General features: G+C 42.8%; 12 protein-coding genes. All 12 read left to right on the forward strand.

What is annotated here, in order from left to right:
* Positions 1 to 9 precede the first annotated feature (9 nt).
* The 12 genes from IPM48_08565 (at position 10) to IPM48_08620 (ending at position 14,228) form a co-directional block, all read left to right on the forward strand.
* Positions 10 to 990 (forward strand): hypothetical protein, encoded by a 981-nt coding sequence (locus IPM48_08565; GenBank protein MBK9271639.1) that lies wholly within the window; start codon positions 10 to 12, stop codon positions 988 to 990.
* A gap of 7 nt (positions 991 to 997) precedes the next feature.
* Positions 998 to 2,014, forward strand: coding sequence for a c-type cytochrome (locus IPM48_08570; GenBank protein ID MBK9271640.1), 1,017 nt, complete (start codon positions 998 to 1,000; stop codon positions 2,012 to 2,014).
* A 17-nt stretch (positions 2,015 to 2,031) separates the two neighbouring features.
* Entirely contained in the window at positions 2,032 to 3,111 is a 1,080-nt protein-coding gene (locus IPM48_08575; protein ID MBK9271641.1) for a c-type cytochrome, read from the forward strand.
* Positions 3,112 to 3,292: 181 nt separating this feature from the next.
* A complete protein-coding gene (locus IPM48_08580; GenBank protein ID MBK9271642.1) occupies positions 3,293 to 3,595 on the forward strand; it encodes a multicopper oxidase domain-containing protein in 303 nt (100 codons plus the stop codon).
* A 301-nt stretch (positions 3,596 to 3,896) separates the two neighbouring features.
* Positions 3,897 to 4,145 (forward strand): hypothetical protein, encoded by a 249-nt coding sequence (locus IPM48_08585; protein MBK9271643.1) that lies wholly within the window; start codon positions 3,897 to 3,899, stop codon positions 4,143 to 4,145.
* A gap of 69 nt (positions 4,146 to 4,214) precedes the next feature.
* Positions 4,215 to 6,236, forward strand: a complete 2,022-nt coding sequence (gene cadA / locus IPM48_08590) for a cadmium-translocating P-type ATPase (GenBank protein ID MBK9271644.1) — start codon at positions 4,215 to 4,217, stop codon at positions 6,234 to 6,236.
* 32 nt (positions 6,237 to 6,268) lie between these two features.
* Positions 6,269 to 6,532, forward strand: a complete 264-nt coding sequence (locus IPM48_08595) for a hypothetical protein (protein ID MBK9271645.1) — start codon at positions 6,269 to 6,271, stop codon at positions 6,530 to 6,532.
* Between the two features lie 22 nt (positions 6,533 to 6,554).
* The gene (locus tag IPM48_08600; protein MBK9271646.1) at positions 6,555 to 7,829 is read left to right on the forward strand and encodes an efflux RND transporter permease subunit; all 1,275 of its coding nucleotides are present in this window, start codon (positions 6,555 to 6,557) and stop codon (positions 7,827 to 7,829) included.
* Positions 7,829 to 9,748 (forward strand): efflux RND transporter permease subunit, encoded by a 1,920-nt coding sequence (locus IPM48_08605; GenBank protein MBK9271647.1) that lies wholly within the window; start codon positions 7,829 to 7,831, stop codon positions 9,746 to 9,748. The genes IPM48_08600 and IPM48_08605 overlap by 1 nt, the downstream gene beginning before the upstream one ends.
* A gap of 16 nt (positions 9,749 to 9,764) precedes the next feature.
* The gene (locus tag IPM48_08610) at positions 9,765 to 10,751 is read left to right on the forward strand and encodes a 2-hydroxyacid dehydrogenase (protein MBK9271648.1); all 987 of its coding nucleotides are present in this window, start codon (positions 9,765 to 9,767) and stop codon (positions 10,749 to 10,751) included.
* Entirely contained in the window at positions 10,748 to 13,372 is a 2,625-nt protein-coding gene (locus tag IPM48_08615) for a cation-translocating P-type ATPase (protein ID MBK9271649.1), read from the forward strand. The genes IPM48_08610 and IPM48_08615 overlap by 4 nt, the downstream gene beginning before the upstream one ends.
* Complete coding sequence (locus IPM48_08620; GenBank protein MBK9271650.1) at positions 13,362 to 14,228, forward strand: restriction endonuclease; 867 nt, start codon at positions 13,362 to 13,364, stop codon at positions 14,226 to 14,228. The genes IPM48_08615 and IPM48_08620 overlap by 11 nt, the downstream gene beginning before the upstream one ends.
* The last annotated feature ends 9 nt before the right edge of the window (positions 14,229 to 14,237 follow it).

Raw genomic sequence — 14,237 nt, forward strand, 5'->3', positions numbered from 1 at the left:
TGTTTTTTTATGAAAAAAGGACTTTTACTTCTCATTCTGGCAACCATGATTTCGATAGGAAATGCCCAAAATGAAATCATGCTACATCTTGCACCGCGCCTCGGCAATGCGGTTTTTTCGCTCAACCAAGCGGTTGATCACCCCGGCGGTAAGTACCAAATGAAGTACACCCGTTTCGAATATTACATATCGGAAATCAAAATCACCCACGACGGCGGGCAAATTGAACCTTGCACTGGGTTGACCCTACTCGTGCGCCCCGCCCAAGATTCGATGTACAGCCTCGGCCAAATGCCAGGCATTACCAACATCGAGGCCATCACCTTTTCGGTGGGCGTGCCGCAGTCTGTGAACCACCTCGATCCGGCGTCTTATCCGCCTGGTGATCCACTCGCTCCGCAAATCCCGGATATGCACTGGGGTTGGGTGGCGGGCTACCGTTTCGCAGCAGTCGAGGGCTTAGCCGGTGCAAACTTTTCGCAAAATTTTCAACTCCACGCACTCGGAGATGCGAACTACAAAACGCAGACCATCCTGACCAAAGCCGAACAGGTAAGTCCGGACATAAAAATGATCCATCTCATCGCAGACTACCAACAGGCAATGAAAAGCCTCAATATCAGCGGAGGCCTTGTGGTACATGGCACAACGGGAGCGGCGGTGACCCTGCTGAACAACTTTCAAAGCGCAGTTTTCAAAGCGGAGAGCAGTACCGCGGTTATAGACCAGGCTTTCGCAGGTGAGTTTGAGGTTTCTCCGAACCCGGTGCGCGATGCTGCTCCGCAGGTCAATTATTCGCTTCCGGCAGGAGAGGGTTATGCACTAACCGTAACTGACTTGACGGGCAAAATTTTGGCTCGCAAAGCACTGTCGGCAGGTGAAAACCAGTCGTTGTTACTGGAAAAAATGCCGACGACAGGACTTTTCTTCGTCCAACTCTGGCAGCGCGGCAGTCTTGTGGCGGTTGAAAAATTGGTCGTTTTGAATTGATTCTTGAATGGATAAAAGCGTTTTCATCGGTTTCGTTCTGTTGTTCTTTTTGGCTTGCCAGAAAGAACAACAGCCACCTGGGCTCACCGAACCAGAACCGCTTTTGGCTCTGCCTCCAGGCTTCCCGACCCCAAATTTCCCGGCGGACAATGAACTGACAGCAGCGCGTTTTGCACTTGGCAAGAGGCTTTTTTACGATGTGGCCATGTCGCGAGATAGCACGGTTTCCTGTGCCTCGTGCCATGCACCTGGACGTGCGTTTTCGGATTCGGTGGCCTTTTCGTCAGGGGTTGGAGGACTGCCGGGCAAGCGCAATGCGCCGACACTTGCAAATGTGGCTTACCAACCGTATTTCACCCGAGAGGGGGGAGTGCCAACGCTGGAAATGCAAATCCTCGTACCAATTCAGGAACATAACGAGTTTGATTTAAACATTTTTCTCATCGCCGAGCGGTTGAAAACCGACTCGATGTACGTCCGAATGAGTCAGGAAGCCTATGACCGCGATCCGGATTTTTACATCATCACTCGGGGTATCGCTTGTTTCGAGCGGACGCTGGTTTCAGGACAGAGCCGCTTCGACGCATTCTTTTATCAGGGAAAAAACGATGCACTGACGGCTGCTGAACGTCGCGGCAAGGACTTGTTTTTCTCCGAAAAAACGAACTGTTCGAGCTGCCATGAAGGGTTTAATTTTACAAACTACGCCTTTGAAAACAACGGCCTTTACGAAAACTACCCCGACCCCGGACGTTTCCGCCTGACTGAAGACACGGCAGACATCGCCCGTTTCAAAGTGCCTACGCTTCGTAATGTCGGCGTAACGGAGCCTTTCATGCATGACGGCTCGCTACCGACCCTGGCGGCAGTAGTCGACCATTACAATTCGGGCGGTAAAAGCCATTCCCACAAAAGCGCTTTGGTGAAACCGTTGGGACTGACAGCGCAAGAAAAAGCAGATCTAGTAGCGTTTTTAGAAAGTCTGACGGATGAAAAATTCATTTCGAATCCGAAATTCAAATAAATATAAATACACGGTCTATGAAAAAATTAATACTCGTGGTTTCCTTTTTGACAGCCCTCTTTATTGCCTGTCTCCCCGAACCGGCAGATGACCCTGTCGTGTTTGACCCGACCCCTGTGACGGTCAATCTGCGCGATTTCCCCGACCCTGAATTCCCGGAGGACAATAAACCGACTGTGCAGGGTGTAATGCTCGGTAGAATGCTATTTTACGAAAAACTCCTCTCGAAAGACGGCTCGCAGGCTTGCGCCGACTGCCACCGCCAGCCCGACGGTTTTTCAGACAGTCTCCAATTTTCGGTAGGCGTTGAAAAAATGAACGGCACACGACAAGCAATGCCCGTGATGAACCTTGCGTGGCACAAGAACGGCTTGTTTTGGGACGGACGCTCTGCGCACTTGCGCGATCAAGCCCTGCGACCCATCCAAGATCCGCTCGAAATGAACGAGACGCTGGCGAACGTTATCTCCAAACTTTCAGCTGAAAAAAAGTATACCGACCAGTTCATTCGCGCTTTTGGGGACGCGACTGTGACTGAAGAGCGCATTGGAAGGGCCATTGAACAGTTCGAATTCACGATGATTTCCAACAACTCGAAGTACGACCAATTCAAGCGCGGTGAAACAAGCTTGTCCGATGCTGAAGAGCGCGGGCGAAAACTGTTTTTCTCGGAATTTGATCCGTCTGGGGTGCAAAGAGGTGCAGAGTGCTTTCATTGCCATGCTACCTTCAACTTTACCAACGATGAGTACATGAACAATGGCCTTGATACGGACAAAGAACAAAAAGACGAGGGGCGCATGAAAGTAACCCTAGACCCGGCGGATATGGCGAAGTTCAAAACGCCAAGCCTGCGAAATATCGCCCTCACTGCGCCCTATATGCACGATGGAAGGTTTAAAACTTTAGAAGAAGTCATTGATCACTACAATACCGGCGCAAAGAACTCGACGACGGTGGAATTTTTGATGCAATACAACCTTCAACCTGGCGGGTTGGGGCTCACGGAGAGCGAAAAAGCCGACCTGGTGGCCTTTCTCAAAACGCTCACGGACACAGAATTTTTGACAAACCCGGCGTTCAAATCGCCTTTTTGAGTCAGTGGGTTTTATCATAGAAATATGAAAGCGACGTTTTTTCTTGCAGAAGTTTTAGAGCGTGTCGGTAGTTTTTTTTGGAACAAATTATAAATTTTAAGGATGAAAAAAAGCAACAATGGCATGGCTGATTTCAGTAGCTTTCCTTGCTTCGGTGTATTTCCAGAACCAAATCCCAATAATGCCCATGCTCGAAGGCAGGACTTTCAACCTTATGCCACAACAGGGCATCCCGGTGATTTATCCTGGCACACAGACCCAAATATTGAGATACAACGACGCAATGCCAGGCAAAAACCTGGTGCTCAAAAAAGGGCAGGCGGTCACTTTGAATGTTCACAAACAATTTGGTGACACGGACACTACCCATTGGCACAGCTTGTACCTATCGCCAGCAAACGACGGTAGCCCGCACACGCCTATTTTGGCAGGCGACGGGTGGTCGCTTACTTTCAAAATCCTGGACAACGCAGCGAATTATTGATACAACCGCTCATTTGAATTGCCTTAAAAAATTGTACTGTGTTTTAAATCCCAACGGCCAATTCATGATTGGAAATTGGGGCGGGTTAAAAAACAAATGGATGTTTTTCTCTTAGTATATGGCACAAATGTTAGAAGGCTTTATAACCATTAACGACAATGTACCTTTTTTTATAACTCAATTCTTTTCCGATGCTGGCTTTGAGCATGTTTCAAAAGCGGATTTCATCTATCCAAAATCGGGACAAACAGTTTTTGCACAGCAGCTAAAAATTAACAAACCATCAAAATCTAATTAGAAAATGAAAAATCAAATCAACATCGCAGCAATGTTACTCACAACAGTAATGTTCTTCGCTTCTTGCGGAAACAAAACATCCGAAAGCAAAGAAAAAACTGCAACAGAACAAACCGCCAACGCAAATTACCAATGCCCCATGAAATGTGAGGGAGAAAAAATTTACAGCAAACCCGGCTCTTGCCCCGTATGTAACATGGACTTACAATTGGTTGAAGAGAATCACGAAAACCACGAGCATCATAAACATTAATCATTGGTTAGATGGACATAAGTCAGTGAGAAATAGAGTAATCATTAAGAATTTGCAAAAAATGTTTATATGGACCATACACATCATCATCATTATGAAAATCAACATCCAAATGAACAATATGGTGATCGCGACGTGAGCGGACATGATAAACACGCCGGGCATAATGTTGCGGAATTTTGGAAGCGATTTATTGTATGTTCCATCGTTTCTATTCCTGTGCTTGCCCTGTCGCACATGATACAGCAGTGGTTAGGGTTTAAATTAGTTTTTGCAGGCGACAAATATTTGTTGGCTGTTCTCTCCACATTCATTTTCGTTTATGGTGGTTATCCATTTCTAAAAGGATTGGTAGATGAAGTGAAGGATAAAGCCATTGGCATGATGACACTGATTGGTGTTGCTATTACTGTTGCATGGGCATACAGTGTTGCTATCACTTTTGGTTTGCAGGGCATGGACTTTTATTGGGAAATGGCAACCCTGATAGACATTATGCTCATTGGGCATTACTTTGAAATGAAATCGGTAATGGGTGCTTCCCGTTCATTGGAATTGCTTGTGAAAATGATGCCTTCAACCGCACACCATTTAGTAAACGGACAAATACATGATATGCCTGTCAGTCATTTGAAAATCGGAGATATGATTATGGTAAAGCCGGGCGAAAAAGTTCCGGTAGATGGAATTGTAACCGAAGGAGAAAGCTATGTTGATGAAAGTATGCTTACTGGTGAGAGTAAACCAGTAAAAAAAGAAAAGGACAGTAAAGTGATTGGCGGTGCTGTAAATAGTAATGGTTCACTTACTATAAAAGTTACAAGCACAGGAAAAGACAGCTATCTGAACAAAGTAGTAAAGCTGGTAGAAGATGCTCAAAAAGTAAAATCAAAAACACAAAATTTTGCCGACCGTGCTGCAAAAGTGCTGACGTTTGTTGCGTTGGGCGGTGGTGTTATCACACTTACTATTTGGTTGCTTTTGGGTTTTCCGTTTGTGTTTGCTTTGGAAAGAATGGTTACAGTAATGGTTATTTCCTGTCCTCATGCTTTAGGGTTGGCTGTGCCTTTAGTTGTAGCTATTTCAACTTCCATTTCTGCACAAAAAGGTTTGCTCATTCGCAACAGAACAGCTTTTGAAAATGCGCGGCTGATTACTACCATCATTTTTGACAAGACCGGAACACTTACAAAAGGTTCACATGAATTACAGCAAATAAAAGTGCTGAACCCCAAATTTGAAGATAAAGAATTACTGCGTTTAGCATCAGGCATTGAACAACATTCTGAACATTACATCGCAGCAGGTTTGTTGAGAAAGGTGAAAGAATTGAACATTGCAATTCCAAAATCAGAAAATTTCAATTACCTGCCGGGTAAAGGATTGGAAGGCATTGTAGAAGAGAAAGAAATTAAAGTAGTAGGTCCGAATTACCTGAACGAACAAAACATCAAGATTGCTGAAACGATTGATGAATTTACAGGCACAGTTGTTTATGTTCTGATTGACAAAAATGTTGCGGGGTATTTTACTTTTTCAGACCAGATAAGAGAAAGCTCTCTTGAAGCCATTCAAATTTTAAAAGAGGCGGGAATTAAGAACCTGCTGCTTACAGGCGACAACGAAAAAGTAGCCATGAAAGTAAGCGATGAATTAAAAATGGACGGCTTCATAGCCAATGTATTACCGCATGATAAATTAGAGAAAGTAAAAGAACTTCAGGAAAAAGGTGAATACATTGCCATGACAGGCGATGGCGTAAATGATGCACCTGCTCTTGCACAAGCAGATGTTGGTATTGCAGTTGGTTCAGGAACAGATGTAGCAGCAGAAACAGCAGACATTATTTTGGTGAACTCCGACCCGAAAGATATCGCCAACCTGATATTATTTGGTAAAGCTACCTACAACAAAATGATACAAAACTTATGGTGGGCTGCGGGCTACAACATTCTTGCAATTCCATTGGCAGCAGGTGTACTTTATAATTGGGGAATAATGTTAAGTCCGGCAGTTGGTGCAGTATTGATGAGTTTAAGCACCATTGTAGTTGCTATAAACGCACAACTTTTAAAAAGTAAAATGTCATAAATGAATACTCACACTTATAAAATCTAAATAATATGAAAACAAAAATTACAACATCAACCCTCTTGCTCACAGCAGTAATTTTCATGGCTTCATGCGGAAGCAAAACTTCAGAAAGCAAAAAAGATACAACAACTACCGAACAAACCGCTAATGCCATGTATCAATGCCCCATGAAATGTGAAGGCGAAAAAATGTATGACAAACCCGGCTCTTGCCCCGTGTGCAACATGGATTTGGAAAAAGTGGAAGGAAACCATGAACATCACAAACACGACAGCACTCACACAAATCACTAAATCAGTTTAACACCGCAAACGAATGATAGAAAAAATAATTTCATGGTCAACGCACAACCGCTTCTTCGTCTGGATTGGCATTTTGCTGGTTGTAGTGGGTGGCATTTGGTCAGTAATGACTACTCCCGTTGATGCCATTCCCGACTTATCCGAAAATCAGGTGATTGTTTACACCGAATGGATGGGGCGCAATCCGCAAATCATGGAAGACCAAATCACCTACCCCTTGGTTTCCAACTTGCAGGGCATCCCTAACGTAAAAGCCATACGTGCTGCTTCCATGTTCGGCATGAGTTTCATCTTCGTCATTTTCAATGACGATGCAGAAATTTACTGGGCGCGAACCCGTGTGTTGGAGCGATTGAACTTCGCGCAAAAAGCATTGCCGCAAGGCGTAACCCCAACACTTGGTCCCGATGGAACAGGTGTAGGTCATGTGTTTTGGTATACACTTCAGGGCGATGGCTACGATTTGGGAGAACTCCGTGCAGTGCAGGACTGGTATGTAAAGTTTGCTTTGCAGAATGTGGAAGGCGTGAGCGAAGTCGCCTCGTTTGGGGGCATTCAAAAGCAATATCAGGTTAGCGTCAATCCGCACAAATTGGTTTACTACGGCATATCCGCAATGGATGTGGCAAACGCATTAAAAGCAAACAACAGAGATGTAGGAGGCAGCATTTACGAAATGAACCGCATGGGCTATATGCTAAGAGGTTTGGGCTACATAAAGGACATTAAAGACATTGAAGAAATTTCTGTTGGGGCATACAAATCAACGCCCATAAAATTGAAAGATGTTGCTGACGTGCAAATGAGCAGCGACATCCGATTGGGTATTGCGGAGGAGAATGGTGAAGGTGAAGTGGTAGGTGGCGTAGTGGTTGCCCGATATGGCGAAAATGCAAAAGAAGTAATTGACCGAGTGAAAGAAAGATTAGGTGATGTGGAAAAAGGTCTGCCTCCAGGCGTGAAATTCAAAGTGGCTTACGACCGCAGCGACCTTATTGAAGCGGCTGTTGCCACGCTCAAAGATGCATTGATTGAAGAAATTATAGTTGTGGCACTTGTTGTTTTATTATTTCTTTTTCATGTGCGCAGCGCAGTAGTTGCTATTGTTACTATTCCTTTATCGGTGCTGATTGGTTTTATGTTGGTGAAATGGTTTGGCATTTCTCTCAACATTATGTCATTGGGTGGAATTGCTTTGGCAATCGGTGATTTGGTAGATGCCGGAATTGTAATGACAGAGAACGCATACAAAGGATTGGTGAAAGCAGTTTTAAAAACCGATGAATAATGGAAAAGCATAGAATAGGAAATACAAAAGAACTTAGCGAAGAAGAACGCATCAAAATTATTGAACGTTCATCGCGCACTGTTGGAAGAGCGGTTTTCTTTTCCATCTTGGTAACGCTTATTTCATTCGCACCAATTCTCTTTCTCGAAGGGCAGGAAAGAAAATTGTATTCGCCCCTTGTGTTTACAAAAACATTTGTAATGATAGGCTCTGCCATTGTCGCGCTGTTTATCGTGCCAATGTTGCTTCGTTCATTGATGAAAGGCAAACTCATTCCCGAAAGCAGAAATCCGGTTGCTAATTTCTTCATCAAAATTTACAGCCCTGTATTGCGCTTGTGTCAGCGTTGGAAAAAAACGGTTATTGCTATTTCTGTTTTAATCGTGTTTGGCAGTATTCCATTCGTATTGCGTTTAGGTTCTGAATTTATGCCGCCATTAGATGAAGGTTCGCTGTTGTTCATGCCCGTTACACTTCCTGATGTTTCCAACAACGAAGCCAAACGTATTTTGCAGGTGCAGGACAAACTCATCATGTCCGTTCCCGAAGTGGAAAATGTTCTGGGCAAAGCAGGTCGTGCCTATACTGCAACCGACAATGCTCCCATGAGTATGATTGAAAGCATCATTCTTTTAAAACCAAAATCGGAATGGCGCAAAGGAATGACCACCGAAAAACTAATTACTGAATTAAACGAGAAAGTAAAAATCCCCGGAGTTACAAATGGTTGGACACAGCCCATCATCAACCGTATCAATATGCTTTCAACAGGGGTTCGGACAGACATCGGCATTAAAATTTACGGACAGGAATTAGATACCATTTACAACATTGCCCGTCAGGTTGAAAAATCCTTGCAGGGCATTGAAGGGCTTACCGATTTATATGTAGAGCAACTCACAGGAGGCAAATACCTTGATGTAAAAATTAAGAGGGAGGAAATTGCCCGATACAATCTTTCCATTGAAGAAGTGAACATGCTTATTGAAATGGCGTTGGGAGGAATGCCTGTAACCCAAACAGTAGAAGGTCGGCAGCGATTCAGTGTATCTATGCGTTTGGCACAGGATTTCCGTAGTGATTTGGAAGAGATAAAAAGAACACCCCTTCAAACATCCGGCTATGGAGTTATTCCGCTTTCGGCAGTGGCTGATTTGGAAATTACCGAAGGTCCGCCAATGATTAATTCAGAGAACGCCATGTTGAGAGGCACAGTTTTATTTAATGTCAGAGGCAGAGATATGGGTAGCGTGGTGAAAGATGCCAAAGAAAAAATAGATGCCGATTTCAAAAATCTTCCCAAAGGTTATTTCATCAACTGGAGCGGACAGTATGAAAGTAAAGTCCGTGCCGAAAACCGTTTGAAAATTATCATTCCTATTACGCTTTTGATTATTGCCTTCGTGCTTTATTTCACTTTTCGTTCCTTCAAAGAAATGGCGATTGTGCTTTCCAGTATTCCCATTGCTTTAATCGGAGGCGTTTATTCCATGTATTTTTTTGACGTGAACTTTTCTGTTGCGGTTGCAGTCGGTTTCATTGCCTTATTTGGTATTGCGGTAGAAACAGGCGTGCTGATGCTCGTCTATATGAACGAAGCCATACACGATGCAGTAGATAAAAAGGGAAGCGCAGAACTTACACAGCAAGAAGTGCAGACAGCCGTTTTTTCAGGCGCAGTAATGCGTGTCCGACCAAAACTAATGACCGTAATGGCTGACATGATTGGACTAATGCCTATTCTATTGGCAACAGGCGTGGGTAGCGATGTTATGAAACCCACTGCCATTCCCTTTGTTTTCGGAATGGTTACCTCTACACTTTTTGTGTTAATCGTTTTACCTGTGGTTTATCAGTTAGGGAAAGAATACGAATTGAAAAAACATGGTAAAGTGGAATACCTTGAAATTGAAGAATAAAAAATATTATGAGTTTATGAAAGTAGCGGTTTACAGCATACATCAATTTGAAAAGCCATATTTATTGAAAGCAAATGGAGCAGAACATGAATTGGTATTTTTTGATGTGCCACTAAGCGAGAGCACAACTTATCTAGCGTTTAGCTGTGAAGCTGTCAGCATTTTTACTGGTGATAAAGCCAATGCTTATGTTTTAGAGCTGCTCCATAAGCATGGGGTTAAATATCTTGCACTTCGTTCAGCAGGATTTAACCATGTGGATATTAAAAAGGCAAAGGAACTCAACATGAAAGTCGCCCGAGTTCCGTCTTACTCGCCATATGCTATTGCTGAACACACAGTTGCCATGATGCTCGCACTTAATCGAAAACTCATTCGTGCAAACAGGAGAATTTTGAAATTAAATTTCTCACTAGATGGGTTGGTGGGCTTTGACATGAATGGAAAAACTGTAGGAATTATAGGCACAGGTAAAATCGGGAGTGTCGTAGCCCGAATTATGCATGGGTTTGGTTGTCGCATTGTTGCCTTTGATAAAGAGCAAAACGAAGAACTCAAAAGTCACTATCAAGTTGAATATACTACCTGTGCATCACTTTGTGAAAAATCTGATATTATTTCACTGCACGTTCCACTTAACAACATGACACAGTATATTATTGATAAACATTGTATAGAAAAAATGAAACCTGGTGTAATGCTTATTAACACAAGCAGAGGGGGGTTGGTAAATACAAAAGCAGTAATCGATGCGCTAAAAACAAAGCAGATTGGATTTTTCGGTATGGATGTTTATGAAGAAGAAGAAGGACTATTTTTTGAAGACCATTCAAACGATATTCTGCTTGACGATACCATTGCACGACTAATGACTTTCAGCAACGTGCTTATTACAAGTCATCAGGCGTTTTTAACGGATACCGCGTTAAGAAATATTGCCGAAACTACTATTTACAACCTGCGCTGCTTTCAATTCGATAAAACAAACACTAATGAAATATGAAACTCTCAAACAACACTTTTTCGGCTTCATTGATTCAACTTATTGCTGAGTTTAATAGTGATTCGGCAAAAGGATTGACCGCTCTTGAAGCAACCAACCGTATTTCTCAATACGGCAGAAATACTATTCAATCCGATAAAGGAAAACATCCTTTGAAAATAGTCCTGTCGCAATTTAATAACCTCTTGGTGTATTTGTTGCTGTTTGCAGCCGCCATGTCGTTTTGGTTTCAGGAATACTTGGATGCAACCGCAATTCTGCTTGTAATACTCGTAAATGCGAGCATTGGCTTTTGGATGGAAATGCAGGCAGAACGCTCTATGAATGCCCTTAAAAAAATGGCAAGTGTTCCGGCAAAAGTGTTCAGGGATGGTAAGTTATCCGAAATAACATCCGAGGAATTAGTTCCGGGTGATATACTGTTTGTGGAAGCTGGTGACATGATTACCGCAGATGCAAGAATTATTACCGCCACACAACTTTCCGTAAATGAAGCATCGCTTACGGGTGAAGCCATGCCCGTTGAGAAAATAGCAAGTGAGCTTTCCGAAGATATTCCACTTGCCGACCGAGCTAATATGCTGCATAAAGGCACTTTCGTTACCAACGGAAACACCACTGCCCTTGTGGTAGCAACCGGAATGCAAACCGAATTAGGCAAAATTGCACATCTCGTGCAGGGCGCAGACCAATCAGCCACACCCCTTGAAAAAAAGTTACAAGTATTCAGTCGCAAACTCATTTACATAACAGTTGCTCTGGTTGTTTTGATTTTCATTGTCGGCATGTTTACGCATGGCGATTATGTTGAATTGCTTGAAACTGCCATTGCCCTTGCCGTGGCAGCTATACCCGAAGGTCTTCCCATTGTGGCAACACTTGCCCTGGCGCAGGGCATGATGAAAATGGCAAAACACAATGTAATTGTCAAGAAACTTTCGGCAGTAGAAACTTTAGGCGGCACTACGGTAATCTGCACCGATAAAACTGGAACGCTTACTCAAAATAAAATAGAGGTTACCGATGTAATTACGACAGAAGAAAATGCTGAAAAGAACAAACAAATCATGCAGCATATCGCTGTTTTATGCAACACAGCATCCATTCAGATTTCAGAAAACGAAATAAAAGAAATTGGCGACCCGCTGGAAACGGGCTTATTGAAATATGCACACAAAAACGGAGAGAATATTGAGCAGTTGCGACAGCAGTTTCCTAAAATAGATGAAGTCCCGTTTTCATCGGAAACAAAAATGATGGCAACGCTGCATAGCGGAAACAATGGATATATTGTTTATGCCAAAGGCGCGGCAGAAGAAATACTCAAGCAATGCAGCCAAATTCTGATTGGTTCTGAAATTCAATTTCTGAATGAAGAAACAAGAAAACATTGGAAAGAAAAATCAGAACATCTTGCGGCATCCGGTTTACGAGTAATAGCAGGTGCTTTTAAAGAAACCCCTTCAAAAGATATTTCACTAACAAGCGATTTGGTTTTTGCAGGGCTTTACGGTATGATGGACCCTCCAGCCGAAGATGTGTTTGATGCCATCAAAGAATGTAAAGAGGCAGGTATTAAAGTAGTGATGATTACAGGCGACCACCCCGCTACAGCCAGTTACATAGCTAATCAATTAGGTATTTCTGAAAACGATACACCTATTATTGGAAAAGAAATGAAAGGAGCTTCGCAACTCAGCGAAAACGAAAAACAGCATTGGCTGAATACTTCTGTTTTTGCAAGAGTAACTCCTACACATAAGCTGGATTTGGTTACTGTATTGCAGGAAAAAGGAAACATCGTTGGCATGACTGGCGATGGTGTAAATGATGCGCCTGCTTTAAAAAAAGCCGACATCGGTATTGCAATGGGAAAGCGTGGAACACAGGTGGCACAAGAAGTGTCAGACATGGTGTTGAAAGACGATAAGTTTTCTTCCATTGTTCACGCAATCAGGCAAGGTCGTGTCATCTTCAGCAACATTCAGGAATTTGTGATTTACCTGCTTTCCTGCAACATGAGTGAATTGTTTGTAGTGACTTTAGCTGCCTTATCTAATCTGCATTTTCAATTAATTCCACTGCAAATACTTTTTATCAATCTCATAACCGATGTATTACCGGCACTTGCTTTGGGAGTAAGCGAAGGCAGTCCTTTTGTAATGAAGCATAAACCCCGAAACCCTACTGAACCACTTTTAAAAACAAGACAGTGGTATGCCGTTTGGATCTATGCGGCAATCATTTCCGTTTGCACCCTGGGTGCAGTATTCTTTAGCCATTTTGTTTTGCATACAGGCGAACACTTTGACCCGAAATTGTGCAATAACATTTTGTTCTTCACACTCATTGTTTGTCAGTTATTCCATGTGTTCAACATGGCATCGGTTAAAACATCATTTTTTAAGTCCGAAGTTTTCAGAAACAAATATGTATGGTATGCTCTTGCTTCGAGTGGGCTAATCGTGATATCCGTTTTCTTCATTCCCCCGGTTCGTGAAGCATTGAATGTTCAGTCGCTTAAATTAGAAGACTGGTTGGTAGTTATTGCTTCTGCTTTGATTTCGCTCTTGGTTATTCAAATATTAAAACGCACAAACCTTATTCACGATGAAGATTAACGCTGAAAACATAAATATCACCAAAGCATCAGGACTGAAAGCTCCTTTCAATAAAGGAAAGTTGAAACAATCGCTGTTGCGTTCAGGAGCAAACAACGAGCAGGCAGATGAAATTACCAATGAAGTAATCGAAATGCTGGTTGAAGGAATGTCCACCCGGAAGATTTACAAAACTGCATTTCGATTGCTGAGAAATTATTCCCGTCCGGCAGCAGCACGTTATAAACTCAAACAAGCCATTATGGAATTGGGACCTTCCGGTTTTCCGTTTGAGCAATTTGTTGGCGAACTTTTAAAACATAGAGGTTACAAAACGCAAGTGGGCGTAATTGTAAAAGGACATTGTGTAAACCATGAAATTGATGTGATTGCCGAAAAAGACGAACACCATTTTATGATTGAGTGCAAATTTCATAACCGTCAGGGTTACTCGTCCGATGTTAAAATCCCGCTATACATTCAGTCAAGGTTTTTAGATGTGGAAAGACAATGGAAACAGTTAGATGGTCATTCTGAAAAATTTCATCAGGGTTGGGTAGTAACCAATACTCGCTTTTCAGAAGATGCTGCTCAATACGGAAGGTGCATGAATATGAACCTTGTGAGTTGGGATTACCCCAAACATAATGGGTTAAAAGACTGGATTGATGGTTCGGGTTTACACCCCGTAACCTGTCTTACTTCACTTACCCAAAGAGAAAAGCAACAGCTGTTAGACAAAAAAATAGTGTTGTGTAAATCCATGCACCACAACCATGCCTTACTTCAAAGTATTGGCGTAAAGCCACCCCGATTGCAAAAGGTAATGGATGAATGTGCTGCATTGTGTGAAATGTATTCTAAAACTAATCACTAAAAAAGGAAT

Source organism: Saprospiraceae bacterium, from assembly GCA_016715965.1.
Lineage (GTDB): Bacteria > Bacteroidota > Bacteroidia > Chitinophagales > Saprospiraceae > Vicinibacter.